Origin of the sequence: Bradyrhizobium lablabi (assembly GCF_018131005.1) — a bacterium.
In the GTDB taxonomy this organism is placed as follows: Bacteria; Pseudomonadota; Alphaproteobacteria; order Rhizobiales; family Xanthobacteraceae; genus Bradyrhizobium; species Bradyrhizobium lablabi_D.
Map to the genome: position 1 here is coordinate 535,039 of NZ_JAFCJK010000001.1, position 26,011 is coordinate 561,049.

The window sequence follows — 26,011 nt, forward strand, 5'->3', positions numbered from 1 at the left end:
CGATGCGCTCGCCCAGGCCATCCCTGCCGTTGCTCGCGCTCGGTATGCTGGGCGTGGTGACGCTGACCGCGCTTGGCGTTTGGCAGCTCGAACGCAGAACCTGGAAAATCGCGCTGATCGATCGGGTCGAGCAGCGCATGCACGCCGCCCCGGTGGCGTTACCCGCGCCCTCTTCCTGGCCGGCGGTGACTGCGGCACGCGACGAGTATCGTCGCGTCACCGTCAGCGGTCGGTTCCTGCATGCCGACGAGACGCTGGTGCAAGCCGTGACGGTCGACGGTCCCGGTTTCTGGGTGCTGACCCCGCTGCGGACCGCTGACGGAACCACCGTGGTGGTCAATCGCGGCTTCGTGCCGCCTGAGCGGCGCGATCCCGCGACCCGGCGACACGGCGATTCGCAGAGCACAGTCACCCTCAACGGCCTGCTGCGGATGTCCGAACCAAAGGGCGGTTTCCTGCGCAACAACGACCCGGCGGCAGGCCGCTGGTATTCGCGCGATGTCGCCGCGATCGCCGCCGTGCATGGCCTGCCGCAGGTCGCGCCCTTCTTCCTCGACGCCGACGCGGCGGAAAACCCCGGCGGCTACCCGGTTGGCGGGCTGACGGTTGTCCGGTTTCCGAACAATCACCTGATTTACGCGCTGACATGGTTCGCACTCGCCCTTATGCTTGCCGCCGTACTCCTGCGCATCGCACGCGGAAGGAGTTCCGCCGGCGACCTGAAGGCCCGGCGTGCCGCCGTGCATCGCCTGATCGGTGCTGCACGCCGTCTGTCTCGCAACACAGGCCCAGATGCTCGAGCGCACATCGGATCTGCATGACCGGGAAGCAATTGCAGGCGAGACCGTGACGACGGCTGCCGCGACCGCCGGCCTGCCCTTCGATCTCGGCGCGCCCTCGCCGGCGCGTGTCGCGACCAATCGCAAGAACATGGTCCTGCTGATCCAGTTGCGCTGGACGGCCGTGATCGGGCAGATCGTCACGATCGGTTTCGTCCATCTGTGGATGGGCATTGTCCTGCCGCTGCTGCCGATGGCAGGCGTGATCTGCGGGCTGGTCGCGCTCAATTTCGTGAGCCTTGCCTGGGTGCGCTACCGCGCCAATGTCGACAACCGCGAGCTTCTGATCGCGCTGACGCTCGATGTAGCGGCATTGACGGCGCAGCTCTATCTCAGCGGCGGCGCCACCAATCCATTCTCATCGCTCTATCTGTTGCAGATCACGCTCGGCGCGATGCTGCTCGACGCTCGGTCGACCTGGTCGCTGGTCGCGCTGGCCTGTGCGAGCTTCGCCTGGCTTACCGCCTATCACCAGCCCCTGGTGCTGCCCGAGAGTTCCAGCGACGCGTTCAGCCTGTACATCACCGGCACGTTCATCGGGCTCGTTCTCGACGCGGTTCTGGTCGTGGTGTTTGTGACCCGAATCAACCGCAATTTGCGCGACCGCGATGCGCGCCTCGCCGCGCTGCGCCAGCATGCAGCGGAACAGGACCATATCGTCAGGATGGGCCTTCTCGCATCGGGTGCGGCACACGAACTCGGCACGCCGCTCGCCTCGCTGTCCGTCATTCTCGGCGACTGGCGCCGGATGCCGGCGCTCGCATCGGATCCCGAACTATCGCACGATCTCGGCGAGATGGAGACGTCGCTGCAGCGCTGCAAATCGATCGTGACGGGAATCCTGCTGTCGGCCGGCGAAGCACGCGGCGAAGGCTCCTCACCGACGACGGTCGCCGCTTTCCTGGCCACCCTGGTCGACGAATGGCGGACCACCCGGCCTTCGGCCACGCTGTACTTCCGCAATGCTTTCGGCGCCGACTTGCCGATCGTATCCGACATCGCGCTGAAACAGGCGATCTTCAATGTGCTCGACAATGCCGCCGAGGTCTCGCGCGACTGGATCGAACTGATGGCCGAGCGTGACGCCGGCAAGCTCGTGCTCACGGTGATCGATCGCGGGCCGGGGTTTGCTGCGGAGATGCTGTCACATCTCGGCAAGCCCTATCAATCGACCAAGGGTAACCCCGGCAGCGGCCTCGGCCTGTTCCTGGTGGTCAACGTCGTGCGCAAGCTCGGCGGAGTGGTCACGGCGCGAAACCGGCCGGATATCGGCGCCGCAATCAGACTCGAACTGCCGCTGGCGACGCTCGCGATTGGAGACGATTTTGACGGATGAACGTCAGCTCTTGATCGTCGATGACGACGACGGGTTTGCCCGCACGCTCAAGCGTTCGTTCGAACGGCGCGGCTACCGCGTCGCCGTCGCGGCCTCGCTCGACGAGGTCCGTCATCTGCTTGAGCAGCAATCGCCCAGCTATGCCGTCGTCGACCTCAAGCTCGCCGGCGGCGCCTCCGGGCTCGCCTGCGTGGAAGCGCTGCATGCGCATGATCCGGACATGCTGATCGTCGTGCTGACGGGTTTCGCGAGCATCGCAACCGCGGTCGAGGCGATCAAGCTCGGCGCCTGCCACTACCTCGCCAAGCCATCGAACACCGACGACATCGAGGCCGCGTTCCAGAAGGCGGCGGGCAATGCCGCCATCGAGGTCGGCGCGCGCCCAACCTCAATCAAGACGCTGGAATGGGAACGCATCCACCAGACCTTGATCGAGACCGACTTCAACATCTCCGAAGCCGCTCGCCGCCTCGGCATGCACCGCCGCACGCTGGCGCGGAAACTCGAGAAGCGGCAGGTGAAGTAGGCTCGCCCGCCTTCTCCCTTCCTGAAAAAGGCCGGACGTATCCAGGATACGGCAGCGTCAATGTGAAGCGTGCTGCCACGCACTTTGCTTGCGGGAGCGGTACGCGTCGAGCACGCGCAGACATGTCTCGGCATTCAATGAGCCGTAGCCGGTCTTCATCCGATCCAGTTCTCCGGCCGTTATTCTGTAGCTCGGTGCCCCCAGGAAAAGAAGCGACATGGTGGTGGTCCATGACAGCTTCAGAGCCTTGGCAAGTATGAGCGTTGATTGCCGATTCTTGTCGATCAGAGCGCGCTCCACGATGTCCACGGGCATTGAGCTCAACAAGGCAAGCGCGGCAACCGTCTCGTTGAATTTGATTGAATGAGCAAATTGGAAGACCCTGTCCTCAGTCAGATCTCCCTGCTGATGCAGCTTTGCGACCGTCCGCTTTGCTGAAAAATAGTCCTTCGATGCCGGACCAAATCGTGCGTGAATGGCACCCTCGACATCCGTGACGATGCTCTGGACATGCCCTTGCATATCGGGACGTTCGCGCTTGAGCTTTTCCTTGACCTCATCTGAAGCCTTGGAGATCAATTGATGGAATACCTGCCGCGGAATATCCCTGCGGTGCCCCACGCACTCAGCAAGGATGGAGTCATCCTCCGAGCGTCGCAGGAGTTGCAGAAACCCTGATTCAGAAAAATGTGCGCCGCTATTTCGCGCAACCGAAGTAACGACCGCCTGCGAACCACGCTCCAACAATATGTCAGTTACCGCATCGGGCACGGTTCGCCGCTTGGAGATGGCGAGCAGGTGCTGCTGTCCCTTGTCTCGGGCGCAACTCATCAAGGTGTTCGGGTCCAGCCGTTCCGAATGTTGAAGAATAGGACCCGCGACGTCGATCAAGTCGTCGCGAGCAAGCGTGCCGACTACTTCGACCGGCGCGTTTTTGCTGCGGGCCAGCACGTTTGCAAGTCGAACTCGGGCGCTAACTTCAATCTCTTGGGCAAGTCGGCCGATTATCTCGCCGAAGGCCCATATTTGCTCCTCTGAATAACTACCCGTAATCAGGCGGTCAGTGGCGTGCCACAGCGCCCGACGGCGAGTTTCGGCGGTGCCTTTGGACACCGCGTTCTCGAGTTCGGCAAGGAATTCCGTCGCTTCAACCATCCGGCGGGCTCAATTGCGCAAGCTGGGACGAAATAGTTCCGGCCGCCGGATTTGGCCGCTGCAAAGCTCAAGGAATGGTAAACAGGCCGCAACCATCATTTCGTTCGCTTAACGGCGAGCAAAGGAATTCCGCTCGACGGGTACCGGCCTCCAAGGAACCAGCCTCCTGGAATGCTGCGATCTCGCTCTCCGGCGCCCGAACTCAACTCCAGAACGATCCTTGATCGTCTCGCGATTCGTTCAACCAGATCAGCGCTTCCCGCAGATCAAGACTCATGATCCGCTCCTCGGCAGCCGAGTGAGGGTCGCCATCCGTCAGATAGAGATGAAAGCCGCTGCTGTCTCGAAGCAGAATCTCGCGACCCTCGCGTGCTTCGAGCGATTGAGAATCAATGAAGGGAACGGTTCGGTATGAAATGACTTGCATCGCGATGTGAAGAGTGGCCCTACTTCCTGAAGCGCCAAGCGCTACACACTTTTCCGGATCATGCTCTAGGCTCCGGCTTTCCTCCGCAATGTCGGCCGTGCTCGCCCTTGTGTTGAGGAGTGCTCGCCCTCAGCTCCGGCCTCGATCCATTCAAGCGTTCTCATCACGTCGGGGAACAGGGTAAAAACGTGTTCCTCCGGCGACACGCCGAAATGGTGACGCGTTCTTTCATTGCCGATTGCGCGTCGGACGCGCTTCGCAAAGAGGGCCAGCTGTTCGTCGGTTGGTCTTGAGCTCATTTCCTTGCTCGCGCCTCTTGGGACACAACGCCGGCGCCGTAGCCGCAGTCGTCGATCTGCGCCTCACTGGACCGACGACGACGCGCAATTCGTGTCTCAAACATGGGGCAGCTCTTCAGGTCATACAGCTTGGTGACGCCGGCATGGGAATGAAAGCACGAGACGCGGGCGGAAGATCAATCGCCGCTTTCGCCTGCCGGGCAGCCAGAACATGGAAACATACAAGGTCACGTGCGGTGAGAACGTCGGTCTCACACGACAAATCATCAGGAAGATGATGGTCGCAATTTCTTAATCTTCTCTTTCACGACAACGATGTCCGGCCGGGTTGAACGGCGCTTCCGCAAATCGAGAGGCGGACAACGCGCGGTGGTCAGACCAACTGGCAGGCGCAAAATCACTCTCGACGTCAGGACGACGAAGCCCAAAAGCAAAAAAGCCCGGCCTTTCGACCGGGCTTTCGCTTGAAAATCTCCGCGCTGCTTACGCGGCCTCGTCTTCGACAGCGGTATCGTCGCCGTCGGAATCGAGTTCTTCACCGTCGGTATCGCCCTCGCCGTCGGCATCGCCTTCGCCGCCGGCTTCGGCCTTGGCGCCGCGGCGCGGGCTCTTGGCGAGCTGGCTCTCGATCTCCTTGACCGCTTCGGTCTCGGTCGCGTGCTGGACCACGGCGATTTCGCGCGACAGGCGGTCGAGCGCCGCTTCGTAGAGCTGGCGTTCGCTGTACGACTGCTCGGGTTGCGATTCCGAGCGATAGAGATCGCGGACCACCTCGGCGATTGCGACGATGTCGCCCGAATTGATCTTCGCTTCGTATTCCTGGGCGCGGCGCGACCACATGGTGCGCTTGACGCGGGCACGGCCCTTCAGCGTCTCCAGCGCCTTCTTGACCAGCGCCGGGTCCGACAACTTGCGCATGCCGACATTGGCGACCTTCGCCGTCGGAACGCGCAGGGTCATCTTGTCCTTCATGAAATTGATCACGAACAGCTCGAGCTTGGCGCCCGCGATCTCCTGCTCCTCGATCGCCAGGATCTGACCGACCCCGTGAGCGGGATAGACGATGAATTCATTGGCCTTGAAGCCCTGACGCTGGGTCACGACCTTCTTCTCTTCGACGCGCGGCGGAGCCACGGGCTTCGCGGCAGCTTTCGGCGCCGCCGGCTTGACGGCAGCGGGCTTGGCGGTGGCAGCAGGCTTCGCGGCAACCTTCGTGGCCGACTTCGCAGCACTGGTCTTCGCAGCCGTCGCTTTCGCGGCGGTCTTGGCAGTCTTTTCTGACATCACGCTTCTTTTGTTCTTTGAGGACTTTGTCGCCGACGCCTTTCTGGCTTCTTTCACGGAAACCTTGGCACGGCCCTTGGTTGCGCTGCGAGCAACGACAGCGGCTTTCTTCGTGGTCTTAGAAGCACTCTTTTTACGCGTTTTCTGTGACACAGCCTGCGCGCGGAAACTGCCACGCCCCTGTTCGATGTTTGCGGGAACCGCGAAGCCACAGGATACGCATGGCAGGGGGTTCTTTGGCCTGTAATGTGCCTAATATAGCACATTTTCCGCAAAAATCAATGGTTTACGCCCGATTCCGGACCCATCTAGGGACCTTTCGGTCATATGTCCGTCAATAGGGTTAAATCCGCAGGCTATTCAGGGTCGGAATGGGCCTTAAATGCTGCCCTTGGCAGACGACGCGGTCAGTCGCCTGCTCCCGGATTTGGAGAAAAATATTTCTCGAACTTGCCTTCCTTGCCTTCCCACTCCTTGGCGTCTTCGGGCGCATCCTTCTTCTGGGTGATGTTCGGCCAGCTCTTGGCATAGTCGCGGTTGACCTCGAGCCACTTTTCAAGCCCCGGCTCGGTATCGGGCTTGATCGCGTCCGCCGGGCACTCCGGTTCGCACACGCCGCAGTCGATGCATTCGTCCGGATGGATGACCAGCATGTTCTCGCCCTCGTAGAAGCAGTCGACGGGGCAGACCTCAACGCAGTCAGTATATTTGCATTTGATGCAGGCCTCAGTGACGACGTAGGTCATCCCAAACTCCGAAAACGGTCAGCTTTTTCAGGGGTTGCCTAGCGCAGGAATACCGCAGCCGCAAGGGAAGCAGCCATCAAAAAGCACGGCCGTTCCAGCGCGAATCCGGATTACCTTCCCTAGATAGCTACTCCTTGCCGCGATGCAAATCGTCGTAGAGCACGCGCGCCGAGGCAGCATCGCCCCGCCGTTCGGAAAAGCCCGTGACCTTCAGCAGGCGCACGCTGTTGTCGAGGGCGATGGTGACGACATCGCCCTGCTTCACCGCGTGTCCCGGCGACGTCTCGCGCACGCCATTGATGCGGACATGGCCGGACTCGACAAGCGCGGCCGCGCTGGTGCGAGCCTTCACCACCCGCGCGTGCCACAGCCATTTGTCGAGGCGCTGTCGATCCAATCGAGTCGATCAATCCTTGCGATTGCCGGCGAGCTGTTCCTTGAGCGCGGCGAGCTTTGCGAACGGCGAGTTCGGATCGATCGGCCGGTCGCGCTCGCGCGGTGCGCTGGTGGCGTAGGGCCGATGCGATGGCCCGCCGTCGCGCTTGTCGCGCCCGCCCTTGTCACGGCCGAAATCACGGCCGCCGCGTTCACGCTCGCCGCGATCGCCGAATTTCTCACGCCGGCGCTCATTGTCGCGGTCGCGGCCCTTGCCTTCGAAGCGCTCGCGGCGCTGGTCCTTGTCCTCGCGATTGAAGCGGGCTTGCGCGGAATCGGCGGTCGGGGCTGCGCCATCGGCGACGACGCCCTCGCGGGGCTTGCGGAAATCCTGGTGACGGCGCGGTCTGCGACGATGCTCGCGCTTCTCGCCCTCAGCGCCATCGCCGGCTGTTTGCGCGCCGCCCTCGGCCTGCTGTGCCTGATGACGTGCACGGTTACGATCGTGATGACGCGGACGGCGTTCTTCGGAGCGGCCGCCGGGCCGCCAGACTTCGACCAGTTGCGGCTCGGCCGGCGCCTCAGGCGCGGCGGCCGCCGGGGCTTCGACCGCAGCGGTCTCGGCGCTCGCCGTCTCCGCGGGCGCTTCGGCGCTTGCCATCTCCGCAGGCGCTTCGGCGGCCTCTGCCGGGACTTCCGCGGGCACGGCTTCCGCGACCGGCTCGGGCACCGCCTCCGCCACAGGCTCCGGCTGCGTCTCGGCTATGGCAGGTGTCTCCTCGCTCGCAACGACGGGCACGAAGCCAATGTCAGGCAGCAGGGCTGCCGACGGTGCGGGATCGCCGGAGACCGCCAGACCGGCGACAGCTTCCGCCGGTGGCGCGTCGGCCGTCGCCTCGGCGCTCACCTCGACCGGTGGCATCTCGGTGGAAACGGTCTCGATGCTCTCGCTCGGCGCGGGCTCGGCAGGCTTCGGCGGCGGCGGTGGGCGGCGCTCCATGCGATAGCCGAGCGCGCGCAGGATCGAGGCAAAGTCCTCGCCCGCCGAACCCGTGAGCGACGTCATCGCCTGCGTCACCACGAAGCCGCGGCCATCGAACGCACCGGCGGGCTTCTCGCCCGGTGAGCTCTCGCGCCACGCGAGCGCGGGCCGGATCAGATCAGCGAGCCGCTCCAGGATGTCGACGCGCACCGCGCGCTCGCCGCATTGGCGATAGCCGAGCACGCGATAGGCATCGCGCGGCAAGGCCTTGTCGACGGGAAACGAAGTGCGGCCGCTGGACGCCAGGTGCTGCACGTTCGACAGCGTCGCCATGTCGACATTGTTCTGCTTCTCGGCCCAGAGTAGCGAGGCGAGCGAGCGCGCTGCCGGCTTCAGGAGCTGTGGGAAATAGATGTGATAGGCGCCAAACCGCACGCCGTATTTGCGCAGGGTCGCGCGCGAGGGCTGGTCGAGATCCTTCATCTCCGCCGCGATCCTGGTGCGCTCGAGCACGCCGAGCGCCTCGACGAGCTGGAATGCGATACCACGGGCGATGCCCTGCAGATCCTCGGCCTTGGCAAGCTCGAACAGCGGGCCGAGGAGCTTCTCGATATGCGTCTTGAGCCAGAGATCGAGCCGCGTCTGCACCGCTTCGCGCGCGGCACCGGTCAGCCGCTCGTCGGAGATGATGCGCAGCCGCGGATGCAGCGCGTCCTCGGCCGCGACGAGTTTTGCGACCGCATCTCCGGTCCACCGGATGGTGCCGTCGGAAGTCAGCACGAACTGGTCGTCCGCGCCTGCGCCGAGCTTTTCGGCGCGCGCGTCGATCTCGCGCGCCAGCACCTGCTGGGCCGCGGCCTGCAGCGCCTTGGCGTCGCTGCCGGCTTCCGCCGCGTCCGGTGCAAAGGTGAAACCATCGAGCCGGCCGATCACATGGCCTTCCACGATCACTTCGCCGGTCTTGCCGATTTCCGTATTCAAAACTGAGTTCTCCCGCAGGCGGCGCATCAATACACTGGTCCGCCTGTCAACGAAACGCTCCGTGAGCCGTTCATGCAGCGCATCGGATAATTTATTTTCCAGTTCGCGCGTAATTCCCTGCCAGTGATCCGGATCAGCCAGCCAGTCCGGCCGGTTGGCCACGAACGTCCAGGTCCGGATCTGCGCGATCCGGCCCGACAGCGTATCGATGTCGCCATCGGTGCGGTCGGCCTGGTCCACCTGGGCGGCAAACCATGCATCGGGAATACGACCCTTTTGCATCAGGAAGCCGTACAGCGTCGCGACCAGTTCGGCGTGGGCGGCCGGCGAGAGTTTGCGGTAATCCGGGACCTGGCAGGCGTCCCATAGCCGCTCCACGGCGGCGGCGCCATGCGCCATGTCGCGCACCTCGGTATCGCGCGCGACATGGTCGAGCACGCGCAGGTCTTCCGCGATCGGCGCCCGCGTCAGCGCCTCGTGGCCGGGCGTAAGCGCCAGCGACACTTGCAGCGCGCCCAGCGAGGAGAAATCGAGCCTGGTGTTGCGCCATTGCAGCATCTTCACGCTATCGAACGTATGGTTCTGCAGCGCGTTGACGAGTTCCGGCTCGAACGGCGCGCAACGGCCGGTGGTGCCGAAGGTGCCGTTGCGCGTGGCGCGGCCGGCGCGGCCCGCGATCTGCGCGAATTCGGCCGGGGTCAGCCGGCGAAACTGGTAGCCGTCATATTTGCGGTCGGAGGCAAAGGCGACGTGATCGACGTCGAGATTGAGCCCCATCCCGACCGCATCGGTCGCGACCAGGTAATCGACGTCGCCGTTCTGAAACATCGCGACCTGCGCGTTGCGTGTGCGCGGCGAGAGCGAGCCCAGCACCACGGCAGCGCCGCCATGCTGGCGGCGGATCAGCTCCGCGATCGCGTAGACCTCGTCCGCCGAGAACGCGACGATCGCGGTGCGCCGCGGCTGCCGCGTGACCTTGCGGTCGCCGGCGAATTCGAGTTGCGACAATCGCGGGCGCGTGATGATGGAGGCGCCCGGCAGCAGCCGCTCGATCATCGGCCGCATGGTGGCGGCGCCCAATAGCAGCGTCTCGTCGCGGCCGCGCCGGTTGAGGATGCGGTCGGTGAAGACGTGCCCGCGCTCCAGGTCGGCTGCGATCTGCACCTCGTCGACCGCGAGGAACGAGACGTCGAGATCGCGAGGCATCGCTTCCACCGTCGAGACCCAGAAGCGCGGCGACTTCGGCTTGATCTTCTCTTCGCCAGTGATCAGCGCGACGCTCTCGCTGCCCGCCCGGTCGGCGATCTTGTTGTAGACCTCCCGCGCCAGGAGCCGCAGCGGCAGGCCGATCAGGCCGGACGAATGCGCGAGCATCCGCTCGATGGCAAGATGGGTCTTGCCGGTGTTGGTCGGGCCGAGAACGGCGGTGACGCCTGCGCCCGGCGCGCGGTCATTTCCAAACGAAGTCGAGAAAGCCATATTTTACGGGTGTTTCTTGAACTGGTGGCAGGTGCCCGTCCCATCATCCGGGGAGTGCGTAGCGCGTCTCGAAGGATGTGCGGCCGGAATTCATCCGCGCGTTTTGATCAGGTGTCCTCTGCCCAGGATGAGCGGGGCTGTCGCCCTTCGAGACGGCCGTTGCGCGGCCTCCTCCAGCGACAACGGTGGAGCCGTTGCACGAGGCTGACTGTCTGGCGGCGTGTTTCGCAAATTCTGTCCCATTACGCGACGATTTCCGCTGCCCGCTTAAGTTTCAGAACGAGGTAAGAACGAATCGCGGCCGAATCGCTGACTCCATTTCAGGCTTGAAACGTTCACCGCAACATCTCGCGTAGGTTCGATGCCGCGGCACTAGATCAAGTTTGCAGGCGCTTCACAAGCGAGGGTTGGGATGTGGATTTCCTTAAATTCCTGCAACCTGCGAGTCGAATCAGAACCGGGCAAGAGTCAACTGGATTCCGCAGCGGCCGCGCGCGGATTCTCTCCCCACAAAAGCGGTGGGAGGGAGAGGATCACTGCGTCTTCGCCACGCGCGGCGGCGCGGCCGTGGTGACGAACGACGTCGCTTCCAGCATCGCAGTGCCGAACGGGGTCGGGATCATCAGGCGGAACGGCACCAGCACCCGGGTTCCCGCGATCGGCACGAAGGTGATCTCCATGTTGCGCTGGGCCGCGAGGTATTTGATGACCGGCCGATCGGGGATGTAGCCCGCGATCGGGATGAAATAGATCGCGCAGACCAGCGCCGGGCCGTGATAGCCGCGCTCGGCCTTCACCGTCTCGAGCCGCTTGAAATCAAGCTTGAGATCGTAGCGCATGCGCCCGTCGAAGATGCCGGCGCCGGTGCGGCAGCTTTCCGGGCTCATCAGCTCGGCGGTGCCGCCGACCCGGAGCATCGCGCCGGTCATCGGATCGAACACGCCCTTACGGTGCGCCTCGGTGATCGGGATACGGTCGCCATCGATCGGCGGCGTCGGATCGATCGAGAAATCCTTGATGCTGCCGCCCGCGAGCACCATGCGGATGGTCTCTGATTTCTTCGAGGTCGCGGTGGTCGCCGTATAGGAACTGGCGACCAGCCCGCCGTTGACGACCCGGCCCTGGCTCGCGCCAGAGCCGGTGCCGCCGGAAAACGCCTTGAGAAGTCCCGCGGTGCCGCCGACCGCGGAGGCCGAGAACATGTCATCGCCGATCTCGATGGTCCAGCTTCCCTTGCCGACCGGGATACCGGCGAGCGTAGCCTCGTACTGGGCATCGAGCCGCCCTTGCGCGGTCGCCTGCAGCGCGCCTGATAGCAACAGCAGCAGGACGCCCGCGAACAGGCCGAACAGCCGTCCGAACGCGGGCCAAATGGCAATTTGGGTGGTCACTTACCTGACGGTCCTGCTATCGGCGCGGGTATTGTGTCATTGCGGCTGTCAAAATCGGCCAGACAACGCGTGCTCCGCAAAAGTGGTATCCGGTCTTGCCGGCCGGGACACAGGTCATCACACTCCGCGCCTTTCTATGGAACCGACAATCGCAACCGAATGCGCCCTTTATATGGTTGCTTTATTTCCAGGTAAGTGACTGGAACGGCTTATGAACCAGCGTTTTCCGCAGGCGCCTTGCGCGGTTTGAGAGCCTTGACGGTTGCCACATCTGCCCCTATACACCCGCGGTTCCTGGAAAATGGACGCGAATTCAAAACCCCCGCGCGGGCCGCGTGACTGCACGCGCAGCACACAGAGGCGGGGATGGAAAAGGATTTTTGCACGATGTCCCGGCGCTGCGAACTGACGGCCAAGGGCCCGCAAGTGGGCCACAAGGTGAGCCACTCCAACATCAAGACCAAGCGGCGCTTCCTGCCGAACCTGTGCAACGTGACCTTCATGTCGGATGCACTCGGCCGCAACGTGCGCCTGCGCGTCTCCTCGAACGCGATCAAGAGCGTCGATCACAATGGCGGCCTCGACGCCTTCCTGCTCAAGGCCAAGGCCGACGTGCTCTCGCCCCGCGCGCTCGATCTGAAGCGCGCGATCGAGAAGAAGGCCGGCAAGCCCGAGCTGGTGAAGCAGGCGAGCTGAGATTTAGCGAAGCACAGAAAAGCGCGGAGAGAGTTTGGAGCGGCCGGGTCGGATGACCCGGCCGTTTTTTTGTTCTGATCGGTTCTTCAAACGAGACCGTGCGCTCTGCGCCTTTGCCGGCATCTTCTGCGCCTCTGCCGGCATCTGATGACGCCTTGAAGATCGTGATGCGCGGCGAGGACAAGGAAGACAAGATGGCGGCCGTGGCGTAACGCGCCGCAGCATCATCGGTGCTGATTCAATCAGAACCGAGGAACCTGAAGCGCGATGAGATCAGGCTGAATCGTCATCGCGCCTCAGGCCCTTGTTTGAGCCTGATGTCCGCGCAAGCGCTACGCGTGAGTCAATCTGTAGCAGTGTCCGCCGCCCCTATGCCTTACGCGGGCGCGACAAGCATCCAGGGACGAAAACGAGCAGTCAGGTTGTCCTACGGCCGTCGTCCCTCTCAACTTCATGCAGAACCTGGCGGCGTCGGCAGAGTCCTGAGGATAAAGAACGAAGCCTGCCGAGAGCAGCACCATCGCAGCGATGAACGTCAACTTTGAACGCGACATATCCAAGCCTCCCTATGAGATTTGCCCCCGGCATTGATTGGCCGCAGAGCAGGTTTTTTTCTGGGTGCAGTTTGCGCGGTTTCCGAGTCGCCCGCGGACGGAGCCTGATGTATGCCGATGTTGGTCCTAGCACGAGAATGCAGCTTGCGGTAGAGCCGCCATCTGAGAGAAGAACGTTGCGATCCTCCACCTTCCGCATCACCATCGTGCCCGATGTCGTTACGCCAACATCGGCATACGATAAATTGAGACAGGTCCACTGCCTCGTTGCAACAGGGGTCGCTTCTCAAGTTGCGGTTCGCACATTGGAACCACGGCTACCGCAGACAGCGCGCTTTGCGCACTTGTTCCCGCCCGCGAATCCGACGCACTCCATTAAAAGCGAATTTTTTGGGAACGGGGCTGAAGCGACCACGTTGCCTGCCGAAGAATCGGATCGATCGGCAACAACCAACATCGACGGAGCAGCAAATGGCCAATCCGCGCCAGGAGGAGAAGATCACCCCTAACGTTGAGCAAACGATCCAGCGCGCCGGCGAGAGAACCAGTGAGCAAACGAGGCGCATCGGATTAGCTGCGACGCAGGCCGGCGAGGAAGTCGCCAAGGCCAGCGCGGGCCTGTTACAACAGAACGCCGAGATGCTGCAGAATAGCTGGCGCTTCGGCATGGAGATGACGACGGCGATATTGGGGCGCTCCACTGACCACTTTGGTCGGGCTTTCGGCCTGACCGGAGACGAGGCGCAGCAGGCAACCGAACGGTCGGCGCGCAATGCCGAAACCATCCTGTATTCCGCTACGGCTGTCGCCAAAGGGTTCGATGGAGTCGCTCGAGAGTGTCGAGACTTTCTGCGCCAGCAGATTGAAGGCAACATGGATCGCATGACCGAACTCATGCGCTGTCGCACGCCGCATGACTTCGCGGCCGTGCACAGTGACCAGGTGCGCGATACGATCAACAGTGCGCTTCAGTGCAGTCGCCGGATAGCGGACGTATCGCTCAAGGTCGCCGACGATGCGGGCCAGCACATAAGCCAGAGTGTGGAGCGTGCCGCCTAGCCATACAAACTGCTGACCTGGCACATGAGCGGCTGAATGCCGCTCATGTGTGCTTCATTTGCATCCTCATTTGCACTTGGCGCTGGGTTCTTGGCGCTAGTTTCTTTGGCGTTAGTTTCTTGGCGTTAGATTGCCGGAGGCCCCCTGCCATGCGAGTACTTCGATTTCACTGTCCGTTCACTCGACAAGAGATCCGGTGCTTTGACTGCGAAGGTCAGGCGGATCAGGGCGATGCCGCGCTCTATCAGGCTATCACCTGCCCCTCATGCTTCCGGCTGCACTTCGTCAATTCGTCGACGGGCGAATTGTTGAGCGATAATTAGCTCCACCTAGGTCCTTGCTGTGGGCGTTGGGACGAATTGCAGTTGAACAGAAATGCCGGAGTTGCCATCAGAACTGAAATCCCAGGATTCGTCTGCGCCCGACTTGCCATCGGGACCGGAGCGCGTGTTTCGCACAAACGTCGCCTTGGCAAGTTCGAAGGCCCCATAGGCGGCCGGAACCTCGCTCACGCTGGACGCGAATCCCGCGAAGACCATCGGCACCGTCGCTTCCGTTATCGCAGCGAACACCCGCCGCGCGTTCCGTGTCGCTTCAAATGATCAAGCGCTTCGGGCGCTAGCGATAATAGCCGTATGGATAGGGAGCCCGGCGGCCGCCGCCGATAGGGGCCTCGACGCCGAACGCGACTCGCGGGTTGATTTTGCAATAGGCTTGGCGACCGGAGGCACTGGCCATGCACTGGGCATAGCTCGTGTAGTAGCATTCACCGGGATATCCGGTCTGCCGGCCCGTTAGGCACCAGGGGTAGTCGTCGGCCGTCGCCGGAGCGGAAGTCGCAAGGGTACCGCCGCCGACCGCGGCCAAGGCTATCACGGCCAACATGAGCTTGCGCATGGTCACCTCCTTCGCGCTGAAGGCGCGTCTTCTTTGGCTATATTAGCACGCAAGGAGGTTCAACCATACGGCTTCGGCCCACCCGCCAGTACCACCAGCCGTTTGGCCTCGAGATCGAACTGATCGAGGAGGAACAACCGCACCGGCGTGCTTGAAAATTTCCGTGCGCGGAAATTTTGCTGGACCTGACCCGGCGTTCCCCGCGCCGTCTGCGCTTTCACCAAGGGTCATGAATGTCAAAACTCGGACGCGAGCGCTCCGCCAGATCACGATCGTTCACGACATCAGAGAAGACGATCACGAGAACATGATCTCGGCAGTGTCGTGCACGCTTCCTTCACGATTGTTTATATCTAAACAAACGATACCGCATGTGGTTGCGACTCGGCGGGATGTCACAGCATCTGCACCGCGAAGCTGATCACGGCGGTCACAAACAAAAGTGACCGATGCGCCTCGCATGGAAGAAACAGCGCCCATCGCGAGTCGTATGTCGTGTTAGGTCAATGCAAAGGAATTCAACCATGAAGACTCGCGCACGCAATCCGCGCGGAAGGTTCATGCCGGTCGTCGCCGCCACCGCAGTGGCAGCACTCGCCACCGCAGCGCTGTTCCTGTTCGAGTTCACGCCGCCAAGCGACGCCCATACAAGCCCAGGCGCGACCACCGCCGCCGCCGTCATGCGCGCCGGCGCGACGTTGCTGCCGACGGATCCCGCGACATTCAGCGGCGCGGACTGATTTGGAGCGCGATGAGGTGAGGTTGAATCGTTATCGCGCTTAGGTCCTTTGTCTGATCACAATCTCCGCGCAAACGCGACGCATTTGTCGCGAGAGAACCGCGACACACTTTTCCGGATCATGCTCTACCGTTCCCGCATCGTCATGGCCGGGCTCGTCGAAGCCTTGACAAGTCCGCTCCGCGGCGTGCCTACGCGCCCTTCGCCAGCAGCGCCTTGAAATCGGCCCGCGCACGCTGCGCCTCGCTGCGTGCGGTCTCGGAAGCGTCGCCGAGGCCGAAATAACCGTGAATGAGGCCTTCGCCGGAATGGTATTTCACCGGCACGCCGGCCGCGGCAAGCGCCTTTGCGTAGGCGGCGCCCTCGTCGCGCAGCGGATCGAACCAGGCCGTGGTGACGACGGCCGGCGCGACACCGGCGAGACTTCTCGCGCGCAGCGGCGAGACGCGCCAGTCGGCGCCATCGGCCTTGTCGGCGAGATAATGACCGCAGAACCACTGCATCACGGCACGCGACAGGAAATAGCCCTCGGCATTCTCCGCGCGCGACGGGAATTTCGCGTTCTCCGCCGGATCGGCAAAACCGCCGACCACGTCGGTGACGGGATAGACCAGCAATTGCCCGGCAAGGTTGATGCCGGCATCGCGGCAGGCGAGCGCCACGGTCGCGGCGAGATTGCCGCCCGCGGAATCGCCCGCGACGCCGACACGCGAGGCGTCGCCACCGAACGCACCGATGCGATCGATCACGTCGCGAGTCGCGGCAAGGGCATCGTCGAACGCGCCGGGAAAGCGCGTCTCCGGTGGGCGTCGGTAATCGACCGAGACCACCACCGCGCCGGTCTCGATCACGAGGTTGCGCGCCTGGCGGTCATGGGTCTCCAGATCTCCGGCGACCCAGCCGCCGCCATGGAAGAACACAATGGTCGGCGCCTTGGCGCCGCCGTTGCGATAGAGCCGCGCGGCGAGCTTGCCGCCCCCGCCCTTCACCTCGATATTTTCAACGCTCTGGACGGGTGGCGGCGGCACCGCAGCACGCGCCGCAGCGAGCGCGCGCAATTGGTCGCGCGCGATCTGCGGCGTCAATGTCGCGGCATCGCGCAGGGGCAACAGCGGAATGATCTTTTCAATGGCGGGATCAAGCGGAGCGGGCATCGTTGTTCTCCGGATGTCCGGCAGCCTTGGCGGCGACGTACCGGCATCGTCGTGTTGTTGATTATGCGCCCATTGGACAACAGGACGGCAGCAAGCACAACTGTGGTGGAGCTATGCCATCTGCGACACGGCCTGCTCGTCCTCCGGCCCCGGCTCGGCCTGCGACGCAGGCGCTGCCGCGAGTTCCTTGGCGAGCGCAGTCGCGCCGACATAGTCGGTCTTGCCGGTGACGAGCAGCGGCACCTTGTCGACGACGCGGATGTCGGCAGGCACGGCGAGTTCGGAGGCGCCGGCGGCCTTCGCCTGGCGCTGCATGGCGGCGCGGTCGGCGTCCTTCTGCGTGGTCATCAGCACGATGCGCTCGCCCTTGCGCGCGTCGGGAATCGAGACCGCGACCGACGTCGCCTGCGGCCACAATGCCGTCGCCATGGTCTCGACCGCCGAAAGCGAGACCATTTCGCCGGCGATCTTGGCAAACCGCTTGGCGCGGCCCTTGATGGCGATGAAGCCCTGGGCATCGACGGTGACGATGTCGCCGGTATCGTGCCAACCTTCGGGCAGCGGCTCCAGCATGCCGGGATTTTCGGCGCGGAGGTAGCCGAGCATGACGTTCGGACCCTTCACCGAGAGGCGACCACCTTCCTCGATGCCCGGCACGGAATCGAGGCGGTATTCCATCAAGGGAGACAGCCGGCCGACGGTGCCCTGGCGGTTCGCCATCGGCGTGTTCATCGCGAGCACGGGCGCGGTCTCGGTGACGCCATAGCCTTCGAGAATCCGGATGCCGTAGCGCTCCATAAAGATCTGCCGGGTGCGATCCTTCACCGCTTCCGCACCCGCGATGACGAGCCGCAGCGTGCGGAAGTCATAGGCATGTGCCGAACGGGCGTAGCCGGTCAGGAAGGTGTCGGTGCCGAACAGGATGGTGGCGCCGGTCTGGTAGATCAGCTCGGGCACGATCCGGTAATGCAGCGGCGACGGATACATGAAGATCGGGATGCCGCCGAGGATCGGCATCATCATGCCGCCGGTCAGACCGAAGGAGTGAAACACCGGCAGAACATTGAACACCTTGTCGTTGGCGTTGGCATCGACCCGCGCCAGTGCCTGCGCTGCATTCGCGAGGATATTGCGGTGGGAGAGTACGACGCCCTTCGGCGTACCTTCCGAGCCCGAGGTGAACAGCACCACGGCGGGATCGTTCGCCTTGCGGGGAACACGCGGCGCGCTGCCGGCGCGCACGCCCTTGAGCTTATCGACGAAGCGGATGCCGGCTCGGACATCTTCGAGATAGACGACGCAGGCCTGTTCGGCGATCGCGGTGATCAGCTTGTCGAGCTTTCCCTTCTCGACGAAAGCCCTTGAGGTGAGCACGGTCCCGACCTGCGCCGCCCTCATCGCGGCGAGCACGTTGACGGGGCCGGCCGAGAAGTTGAGCATCGCCGGCACGCGGCCGATGGTCTGCAACGCCATGAAAACGACGGTGACGCCGGCCGAGTTCGGCAGCAGCACGCCGACATTCTCACCGACAGAGGTTCCGCTCTCGAGCTTGCGGCTCAACACCTGCGCGCCGAGGATCAGCTTGCGGTAGGTCAACCTGGTGCCGAGCGCGTCCTCGATGATCGGCTTGCCGGTGTCGCGATCGCGATAGGCATGGCCGAGGCCTTCGAACAGCGTCTGGTCGAGCATCGCGTTCTTGACCATGGCGTCGATCATCACGTCCTGCAGCGCCGCGCCGGCGGCGTTGCGGCGCGCCTTGCCCTTCAGCGTCTGGTCGACCGGCAGCTTGACCGGCGGCAGGATCGAGATCGTCACTTTGGGGAACCAGGAGCGCTTGATCTCACCGTTCTTGAGGTAGCTGAGATGCGAGCGCTGTGCGCCCTCGATGCGAACCGGGACGACGACGGCATCAGCCTTGTCGGCGATCATCGCGGTGCCGTCATAGACCTTCATCAGTGAACCGGAAACCGTGATGCGCCCCTCCGGGAAGATCACGACCGGCTCGCCGGCCGCGACCAGCTTGATGAGGTCACGCGCGGCGAGCGGCTTGGTCGGATCCATCGTGTAGTGCTTGATCATTTTCAGGAATGGCTTTGCCCACCACGCCTTGGAGATTCCGGTATCGACCGCGAAGCTCGCGTCGATCGGAAGCGTCGCGTGCAGCAGCGGACCATCAACAAGGCTGACATGGTTGGGGGCGATCAGCATCCGTGTGCCTGCCGGCGGCAGGTTCTCCAATCCGCGCATCTCGACGCGAAATAGCGCACGGAACAGCAGCCCACCGAAATCGCGCACGCCCTCCTTGCCCCACTTGCTCAACACGAACCAGACGGTGCCGAAGCTCGCAATCGCAAGGCCGAAGAAGATCCAGGCGATTGCAAGCCCCGCGGACTGCAGCAGCGCCACGAACAGGGCGCCCGCGACCATGAAGCCCGCCTGCAGGATGTTGCCGGCGGCAATGATCCGGGCCCGCTCCGACGGCGCAGTCCAGGCCTGTACGGCGGCAAAGGACGGCACCACGAACAGGCCGCCGCCGAAGGCGAACAGGAAGAAGTCGACCAGCATGCGCAGGCCGCCAAACGAGGCCGCAAACTCGAACGCGTGGACCTCGGCCTTGCCCGGCGTCGTGGCGCCGATCGCCCAGGCGAGGTCGAGGCCGACGATGCCCATCACGATGGCGCCGACCGGCACCAGTGCGAGATTCGGACGGACATGGCTGAGCTGGGCGGCAAACAACGAGCCAGCCGCGATGCCGATCGCAAAGATCGCGAGACAGAGCGTCACCACATCCTCGGCGCCGCCGACGCTTTCCTTGACCAGCGCGGGCAAGAGCGACAGCACGATCGCGCCCACCATCCAGAACCAGGACACGATCACCATGCCGTCCCACAGCCGCGGCTCGGAATAGAGAGACTTCAGGAGCCGCAAGGTCGAGCTCCAGGGATTGGTGGTGATCGGAAGGTCCGGCGCCGACGGCTGCGTCATCGGAATGCGCGCGGCGAACGCCCAGGAAAGAACCGACAGGCCTACCACGGCCGCGCAGATCCAGCCCATATGGCTGGCGCCCGCCACGAATAGGCCACCGGCGATGGTGCCGATCAGGATCGCCATGAAGGTCGCGCCTTCGACCAACGCGTTACCGGTTGCGAGCTCCGAGATCGAGAGCTGGTCGGGCAGCACGGCGTATTTCACCGGGCCGAACAGCGCGGCGACCGTGCCGAACAGCGCCAGCGCGGCGAACAGGAGCGGAATTGAATGCATGAAGAAGCCGGCCGCCGCGAAGCACGCGGCGAAGATCTCGAAGAACTTCAGCCGCCGCGCGACGATCGACTTCACATATTTGTCCGCGAATTCGCCGCCGAGCGCCGACAGAACGAAGAACGGGAAGATGAAGACCGCACCAGCAATGGTGACGAGCGTCGGACCCTGCTCTTTGGTCGCGCCGTAGAGCAGCATGATGACCAGCGCATTCTTCAGTACGTTGTCGTTCAACGCCGAACAGAACTGGGCCCAAAACAGCGGCGCGAAGCGGCGGGACGACATCAGTTCCTTGATCATGGCCGTTTCCTTGGGTTCAGGCGCGCGGGGCCGGCGAATCTGCAATCGGGCGTGTTGGGGACGACTGGTGAGGTGGAATGAAACGGATGCCGCAGCCTCGAGTCTTCGTCACGTATCGGTTTGGTCTGGCGGCCTTGCCGGGACGGCGCAACCTTGCCCGGAGGAGATGTACGACACCTTTCGCTGGCCTGCGGCCAGCCGATGCAAGGACGAGCTAGCATGGCACATGGTGAGTGCTTTGTTGAGGATTCGGCGACAATTGCGGGCTGCAATCGTCACGCGCGATCAGGTCAGTTCGCTCAGCCCTCCGAAGGGCGACAGCGGGCAGTTGCGCTGATTGCGGCGGCGGCCAGCCCTCACGGCGGCACGCGTCGCGCGCCGCCGCTCCAATACGCCCGCGACGTCGCTGGCTTGGGCGATGCGCTCGATCGGCGCCATTGCGAACCGAACAATCGGCCGCCCAATACCCCTCGCGAATTCGATCGCATCGTCGAGGAAGGTGGTGGTCAGTTGAAGTGCTAGACTCTGCATGTCAGTGGCCTCCAAGGAATAATTGAGCAACGCTCAAGTTAGTAATACGAAAATGAACAATGTTCAAGTAGAATCTCTGCGGGACCGAAAGAAACTTCAGCGCCGTACCCTGCTGATCGAGATCGCGCGTGGCTTGATTGCATCTAAAGGCTTGAGGTCATTGAAGATTCGAGACGTTGCGGACGCCGCCGGCTGTTCCATCGGCAGCGTCTATAATGAGTTTGGCGACTTCGACGGGCTGATCCTGAGCGTCAACCGCGAGACGGTTCAGGCGTTGACGGCCCGGCTAACGGCGGTCCCCGCCGACGACCCTGGCCGCCACCTCCACCGGCTCGCCGATGCCTATCTCGCCTTCGCGGCCGAGCACGCCAATCTGCTGCGCTCGCTGTTCGAGCACCGGATGGAGAATGACCGGCCCTTCCCCGAAGACATTCTGTTGATGGTGATGAAGGCCTTTGACCTGATGCACGCGCCGCTCGTGCGGTTATTGCCCGGCCGCGATGGTGAGGAGGTTGCGCTGCTCGCGCGCATGATGTTCTCCGCGGTGCATGGCATCATCTCGCTCGGCCTCGAAGAGCGCATGGTCGCAGTGCCGCCCGACAGACTGCGCGAACAGCTCGCGCAGTTCATCGACACGCATCTCGCCGGTCTCGGTGTTCCGCACAAATGATGTTCACGCGCGGATACGCGCCATCGTACCGGCGACGATCTGCATGACGACCCCGAGCACCCAACCGACCATGATCGCCGCAGTCCAGGCGATGTGCGGCTCGCCCCGCAGCACGATGACGCCAACCGAGAAGAACGCGACCAGCGTCGCGAGGAAGGTGCCGATCGCGCTAAGCAACTCCGCCGCGTCGATCTTGCGCGTCGAGACTGTATCCTTCGGATGAAACATCAATTGCGGCGTATCGATGCCGAGGTAGAACCCGACCGCGCCGCAGACCATCATGACCAGCACGAACGCCTGCGAGGTCAGCGCCGCGACGCTAGAGCCGACATGCACCGCCACGAACAGTCCGCTTGCCGCTCCCGCCATGGCAAGGCCAAGGCGCTCCAACACATGGGCAAATTTCCGTACGCGGGCCCGCATTGCCGTGACCCTACCGATTGCCACCTACTTTAGGCTAAGCCTTTTTGTCGCGGCGCGAAAGACGCTGCCCGCTCACATGACCGCGACCTTTTCCGAATAGCGCAGCGCCGACTTGCGTGAGCCAGCCTCTAGGCTTGGTTGTGTATCAACAGTGCCACTTCCTTTGTTAGAACAATCTAGCGACACCTAATTCGGCAACGATATCGGCATGGGACGGCCGGAAAAACGAAACGTGGGGCGGCGTCGCCGCCGCCCCGCGTCCTCCCTCACCCACTTAACCTTACGCCGCGCGTCCGAGCGAGGCGTCGAGATGCTTCAGCCGCGGCAGCACTTCCTGCTTCAACAGCCGCAGCGAATGGTGCCAGGCCTCCGGCTTGTGCTTGTAGTCGAATCCGAACACCAACAGCACGCCGAAGCCACCGACCTCCTGGTAGATCCTTTCGATCTTCTCGGTGACGGTCGCGGGCGAGCCGACGATCCAGTTGTTGCGGGCGCAATACTCGACCGTGACGTCGCTATCAGGCACGTCGGGGGTGGCCTTCAGATAGTCCTTGAAGCCGAAATGACCGAGCAGCGGCAGGAAATACTCGCCCATCATGCGGCCCATCATGTCGCCGGCCGAGAGCTTCCACGCTTCCTCGTCGGTATCGGCGACGAACACTTCGCGCACCAGCCGCCAATCCTGCCGGCTCGGCTTGCGGCCGGTCTTGGCGGCGCCAGCCTCGACCGACTCCCAATGGCTGCCGACATAGGCAGGATTGAGGTTGAGGCTCATCGGGATGAAGCCGCGCTCGCCGGCCAACTTCAGCGTGTCAGAACCCTTGCTCAAGCCCGCGACGCCGATCGGCGGATGCGGCGCCTGCAGCGGCTTGATGTGCGGCTTCAGGAAATCGAACATCGTATCCGGCTTCGTCACCGTCCAGAACTTGCCCTTGTGTGTCCACGGACCCGGCTCGGTCCACATCTTCAGGATGATCTCGAGCGCCTCGCGCGTCATGTCGCGATTCTGGCCACTCATGCCGTCGACATTGAACATCGCCCAGTCACTCGGCAGGCCGCTCGCGGCGACGCCGAAATTGAGCCGGCCCTCGGCGAGATGGTCGAGCATCGCGACACGATTGGCGAGTTCTGCAGGATGATGATAGGGCAGCAGGAAACCGCCGGGCCCGATGCGGATGTTCTTGGTCTGCAGCAGCGCCTGCGCGATCAACAAATCCGGCGACGGATGGGGCTCCCAGGGTGCCGTGTGATGCTCACCGATCCACGCCTCCCGATAGCCAAGTTCGTCCAGCCATCGCAGCACCTGGAGATCCCAGTCGTGACCCTCTTTCAGTCCGCACTCCGGCGGATGCGAGGGCATCGCGAAGTATCCGAGTTCCATGGGTTTCCTCTCGCTTTGTTATGGCGTGTCTTGTGCACGCACGCAAAGCAGTACCTGTCACGGCTGCGGCGGAATGATGGCTTCCTCATGCAGCGAAAATTTTCCGCGCCGCGCATCGTCCGGGCATCCCGACTTGGGCATGAAGGAAAAAGAAACGTGGATGGCCAAGGTCGAACCCGGCCATGACGGCGTGTCAGATTACCGCGCGCCAAAAGTTGTCGTGCCGAACAGCGCCTTCTGCGTCGATGGCTGTGAGCGCCAATATTGCGGCGGCGCTGAGACCACGCCACCGAGCTCGGCGGCTGCGTGCCAGCCCCAGCGCGGGTCGTAAAGCATGCCGCGGGCAAGCGCGACCATGTCGGCCTTGCCGGAGGCAACGATCTCCTCGGCCTGTTTCGCTTCGGTGATCAGGCCGACCGCCATGGTAGTGACGCCGGTCGCCTCCTTCACCGCCTGCGCCGCCGGTACCTGGTAGCCGGGACCGAGCGGAATCTTTTGCAGCGGTGATACGCCGCCGGAGGACACATCGACCCAGTCGACGCCGCGCTTCTTCAATTCCTTGGTGAATTCGATGGTCTGCGCGACGTCCCAGCCGCCCTCGACCCAGTCGGTCGCCGACACGCGCATGCCGATCGGCTTGCGAGCCGGGAAAACCGCGCGCACGGCCTCGAACACTTCCAGCGGATAGCGCATGCGATTTTCGAGCGAGCCGCCATATCGGTCGGTGCGCCTGTTGGCGATCGGCGACAGGAACTGATGCAACAGATAGCCGTGCGCGCCGTGCAGTTCGAGCGCATCGATGCCAAGCCGCTCGGCGCGCCTGGCGGCGGCGACAAACGCCTCGCGGACACGCTTCAATCCGGCGTCATCGAGCGCTAGCGGAGCCGCTTCGCCGTCCTTGTGCGGTACGGCGGACGGCGCCAGCGGCTGCCAGCCGCCTTCCGAGATCGGGATCAACTGTCCGCCCTCCCAAGGGCGATGGCTCGACCCCTTGCGGCCAGCATGGGCGAGCTGCATCGCGACCGCGGCCTTCGAATGCTTGCGCACCGAAGCGAGAATCGGCTTCAACGCCGCCTCGTTGGCGTCGCTATAGAGGCCAAGACAGCCGGGCGTGATCCGCCCGATATCCTCCACGTGAGTCGCCTCGATGCAGAACATCGCCGCACCCGACAGCGCCAACATGTTGATGTGGGTGAAGTGCCAGTCGTTGGCCGATCCGTCGATGGCCGAATACTGGCACATCGGCGAGACCATGACGCGATTGGCAAGTTTCAGGCCGCGCAGCTCGATCGGGGAAAACAGGGTGCTCATGCGGGGAATATCCGAACCGGGGGAAGGGTGTCGATAACATAAAGGCGGCGCCCGCGATCACAACGGTCGTCATCGCCGAACGAGCCAACGCGCAGATCAGCAATGCGAGAACGTTGGCCGGCGCCAGCAGCCGGCCGCGGCTATTCCATCAGCGTGAACTGCAGTAGCAGATTGCGCTGGATCAGCGAGAAATTGTCGTCGGAAACCATGGTCAGCACAGTTTCGCCCTCTGCGGTCACATGGGCGTCAATGCCCTCCATGTTGTCGATCTCGTTACCGAGATCAGCGTTGAAGATCGCCGGGCCGTCGACGATGGCGCCGGGCGCGATCTGGGTCAGCGCGATTTGGCGGATACGGACGCCGATGCCGCCGAACCAGGAGAATTTCCGTTCCAGGATCAACAGATCGCTGGAGGGCGAAGGCAGCAGCACCGCGTCGCTGATGTCGAAATTCTCGGTGCGGCGGACGCTGAACTGCCCAGGCGTCTTGCCGCCGACGAGAAAGCCGATGATGTTGCCGTTCGCGTCGAGCCCCCGTTCCGAGAGAGCGATCAGCGTGCCGGCGAGCGGCATTCCCTTGGGCACGAACACCAGCGCTTCGAGGCCCTTATTGCGAGGAAGCGTGCGTGCTGCCGGGGGCAGCGTCACCAACTCGCCAGGAGCGCGGGTAAAGCCCTTCGAGAAATCATAGCGCAGCACGACATTGGCGCGCTCGAGCCCGACATAGGCGAAAGTCCCGTCGATCGCGAGCGATTCCGAATCGTACCAGTTGCGCGACGTAATCGGCTTGGCGTCGGGTCCGAGCAGCGGCGACGCCTCGACGTCGTCGAGGCCGACCATGTCGCGGCCACGATAGATGATCCGGCCGGTGAACCAGCTCCCCTTGTCGCTGATCGCGATGAACCGCCCGCCCTTCGGATCGAGCCGCAGCCCCGACAGGCCGCCAAAGCCGGAAAACGACGACGTCAGGATCAGGCCGCTGCGATATTCCAGCGAGCCGAATTTGGTGCGTGCGCGATCGCGGATATCGAAGGATGGCAGCGGTCGCGCGTTGACCTCTATCGCAACGGGCGCGGTGGCGGAATATTCGCTTGGCCCAAAGGCCTGCTTCGGCGGCCGAGGTGCGGTCTGCGAATGCGCGAAGCGCGGTAGCGCGGCTGCCGACAGCCCCGCCGCCACGTTCTGCAGGAAGCGGCGGCGGCTAGGGGGCGGGCGCATG

Annotated in this window: 23 protein-coding genes; 7 read left to right on the top strand and 16 right to left on the bottom strand. The window is 63.4% G+C overall.

Going from position 1 to position 26,011, the window contains the following annotated elements; genetic code table 11:
- Positions 1 to 2 precede the first annotated feature (2 nt).
- From JQ553_RS02495 to JQ553_RS02505, 3 genes are read left to right on the top strand one after another with little or no spacing between them, the layout of a single operon-like run.
- Positions 3 to 821, top strand: coding sequence for an SURF1 family protein (locus JQ553_RS02495; protein ID WP_212498294.1), 819 nt, complete (start codon positions 3 to 5; stop codon positions 819 to 821).
- The gene (locus tag JQ553_RS02500; RefSeq protein ID WP_212498295.1) at positions 793 to 2,175 is read left to right on the top strand and encodes an ATP-binding protein; all 1,383 of its coding nucleotides are present in this window, start codon (positions 793 to 795) and stop codon (positions 2,173 to 2,175) included. The genes JQ553_RS02495 and JQ553_RS02500 overlap by 29 nt, the downstream gene beginning before the upstream one ends.
- A complete protein-coding gene (locus JQ553_RS02505) occupies positions 2,165 to 2,701 on the top strand; it encodes a response regulator transcription factor (RefSeq protein WP_212498296.1) in 537 nt (178 codons plus the stop codon). Before JQ553_RS02500 ends, JQ553_RS02505 begins: the two co-directional genes overlap by 11 nt.
- Before the next feature lie 57 nt (positions 2,702 to 2,758).
- On the opposite strand, the gene JQ553_RS02510 is transcribed toward JQ553_RS02505, so the two are convergent.
- From JQ553_RS02510 to JQ553_RS02535, 6 genes are all read right to left on the bottom strand, one after another.
- The gene (locus tag JQ553_RS02510) at positions 2,759 to 3,856 is read right to left on the bottom strand and encodes a DUF2336 domain-containing protein (RefSeq protein WP_212498297.1); all 1,098 of its coding nucleotides are present in this window, start codon (positions 3,854 to 3,856) and stop codon (positions 2,759 to 2,761) included.
- A 1,209-nt stretch (positions 3,857 to 5,065) separates the two neighbouring features.
- Positions 5,066 to 5,866 carry a CarD family transcriptional regulator gene (locus tag JQ553_RS02515; protein WP_212498298.1) on the bottom strand — a complete coding sequence of 267 codons (801 nt, stop codon included), beginning with the start codon at positions 5,864 to 5,866 and terminating at the stop codon, positions 5,066 to 5,068.
- Positions 5,867 to 6,273: 407 nt separating this feature from the next.
- On the bottom strand, positions 6,274 to 6,612 hold the full coding sequence (fdxA, locus tag JQ553_RS02520) for a ferredoxin FdxA (protein ID WP_212498299.1): 339 nt from the start codon (positions 6,610 to 6,612) through the stop codon (positions 6,274 to 6,276).
- Positions 6,613 to 6,739: 127 nt separating this feature from the next.
- Entirely contained in the window at positions 6,740 to 7,009 is a 270-nt protein-coding gene (locus JQ553_RS02525; protein WP_212498300.1) for an RNA-binding S4 domain-containing protein, read from the bottom strand.
- Between the two features lie 9 nt (positions 7,010 to 7,018).
- Positions 7,019 to 10,429, bottom strand: a complete 3,411-nt coding sequence (locus tag JQ553_RS02530; RefSeq protein WP_212498301.1) for a helicase-related protein — start codon at positions 10,427 to 10,429, stop codon at positions 7,019 to 7,021.
- Positions 10,430 to 10,962: 533 nt separating this feature from the next.
- Entirely contained in the window at positions 10,963 to 11,781 is an 819-nt protein-coding gene (locus JQ553_RS02535; protein ID WP_409363032.1) for a DUF3108 domain-containing protein, read from the bottom strand.
- 426 nt (positions 11,782 to 12,207) lie between these two features.
- Between JQ553_RS02535 and rpmB the strand changes: the two genes are divergently transcribed.
- A complete protein-coding gene (gene rpmB, locus JQ553_RS02540; protein ID WP_212498302.1) occupies positions 12,208 to 12,516 on the top strand; it encodes a 50S ribosomal protein L28 in 309 nt (102 codons plus the stop codon).
- 332 nt (positions 12,517 to 12,848) lie between these two features.
- Here rpmB and JQ553_RS35200 read toward each other — a convergent pair whose 3' ends face one another.
- Complete coding sequence (locus JQ553_RS35200) at positions 12,849 to 13,070, bottom strand: DUF3551 domain-containing protein (RefSeq protein ID WP_409363019.1); 222 nt, start codon at positions 13,068 to 13,070, stop codon at positions 12,849 to 12,851.
- A gap of 471 nt (positions 13,071 to 13,541) precedes the next feature.
- Between JQ553_RS35200 and JQ553_RS02545 the strand changes: the two genes are divergently transcribed.
- Complete coding sequence (locus JQ553_RS02545; RefSeq protein WP_212498303.1) at positions 13,542 to 14,129, top strand: phasin family protein; 588 nt, start codon at positions 13,542 to 13,544, stop codon at positions 14,127 to 14,129.
- 618 nt (positions 14,130 to 14,747) lie between these two features.
- On the opposite strand, the gene JQ553_RS02550 is transcribed toward JQ553_RS02545, so the two are convergent.
- Positions 14,748 to 15,026, bottom strand: coding sequence for a DUF3551 domain-containing protein (locus JQ553_RS02550; protein WP_212498304.1), 279 nt, complete (start codon positions 15,024 to 15,026; stop codon positions 14,748 to 14,750).
- Between the two features lie 59 nt (positions 15,027 to 15,085).
- On the bottom strand, positions 15,086 to 15,247 hold the full coding sequence (locus JQ553_RS02555) for a hypothetical protein (RefSeq protein ID WP_212498305.1): 162 nt from the start codon (positions 15,245 to 15,247) through the stop codon (positions 15,086 to 15,088).
- Positions 15,248 to 15,550: 303 nt separating this feature from the next.
- Between JQ553_RS02555 and JQ553_RS02560 the strand changes: the two genes are divergently transcribed.
- Positions 15,551 to 15,766, top strand: coding sequence for a hypothetical protein (locus JQ553_RS02560; protein WP_212498306.1), 216 nt, complete (start codon positions 15,551 to 15,553; stop codon positions 15,764 to 15,766).
- A 190-nt stretch (positions 15,767 to 15,956) separates the two neighbouring features.
- On the opposite strand, the gene JQ553_RS02565 is transcribed toward JQ553_RS02560, so the two are convergent.
- The 3 genes from JQ553_RS02565 to JQ553_RS02575 form a co-directional block, all read right to left on the bottom strand.
- Positions 15,957 to 16,919, bottom strand: a complete 963-nt coding sequence (locus JQ553_RS02565) for an alpha/beta hydrolase (protein ID WP_212498307.1) — start codon at positions 16,917 to 16,919, stop codon at positions 15,957 to 15,959.
- 111 nt (positions 16,920 to 17,030) lie between these two features.
- Positions 17,031 to 20,477 carry an acyl-[ACP]--phospholipid O-acyltransferase gene (locus JQ553_RS02570; RefSeq protein ID WP_212498308.1) on the bottom strand — a complete coding sequence of 1,149 codons (3,447 nt, stop codon included), beginning with the start codon at positions 20,475 to 20,477 and terminating at the stop codon, positions 17,031 to 17,033.
- A gap of 285 nt (positions 20,478 to 20,762) precedes the next feature.
- Positions 20,763 to 21,008 (bottom strand): hypothetical protein, encoded by a 246-nt coding sequence (locus JQ553_RS02575; protein WP_212498309.1) that lies wholly within the window; start codon positions 21,006 to 21,008, stop codon positions 20,763 to 20,765.
- 52 nt (positions 21,009 to 21,060) lie between these two features.
- Between JQ553_RS02575 and JQ553_RS02580 the strand changes: the two genes are divergently transcribed.
- Complete coding sequence (locus JQ553_RS02580; RefSeq protein ID WP_212498777.1) at positions 21,061 to 21,678, top strand: TetR/AcrR family transcriptional regulator; 618 nt, start codon at positions 21,061 to 21,063, stop codon at positions 21,676 to 21,678.
- Between the two features lie 3 nt (positions 21,679 to 21,681).
- On the opposite strand, the gene JQ553_RS02585 is transcribed toward JQ553_RS02580, so the two are convergent.
- From JQ553_RS02585 to JQ553_RS02600, 4 genes are all read right to left on the bottom strand, one after another.
- Complete coding sequence (locus JQ553_RS02585; protein ID WP_212498310.1) at positions 21,682 to 22,101, bottom strand: hypothetical protein; 420 nt, start codon at positions 22,099 to 22,101, stop codon at positions 21,682 to 21,684.
- A 280-nt stretch (positions 22,102 to 22,381) separates the two neighbouring features.
- Complete coding sequence (locus JQ553_RS02590; RefSeq protein WP_212498311.1) at positions 22,382 to 23,482, bottom strand: LLM class flavin-dependent oxidoreductase; 1,101 nt, start codon at positions 23,480 to 23,482, stop codon at positions 22,382 to 22,384.
- A gap of 198 nt (positions 23,483 to 23,680) precedes the next feature.
- Positions 23,681 to 24,793 (bottom strand): NADH:flavin oxidoreductase/NADH oxidase, encoded by a 1,113-nt coding sequence (locus JQ553_RS02595; RefSeq protein WP_212498312.1) that lies wholly within the window; start codon positions 24,791 to 24,793, stop codon positions 23,681 to 23,683.
- 140 nt (positions 24,794 to 24,933) lie between these two features.
- Positions 24,934 to 26,010 carry an esterase-like activity of phytase family protein gene (locus JQ553_RS02600; RefSeq protein WP_212498313.1) on the bottom strand — a complete coding sequence of 359 codons (1,077 nt, stop codon included), beginning with the start codon at positions 26,008 to 26,010 and terminating at the stop codon, positions 24,934 to 24,936.
- Position 26,011 lies beyond the last annotated feature (1 nt).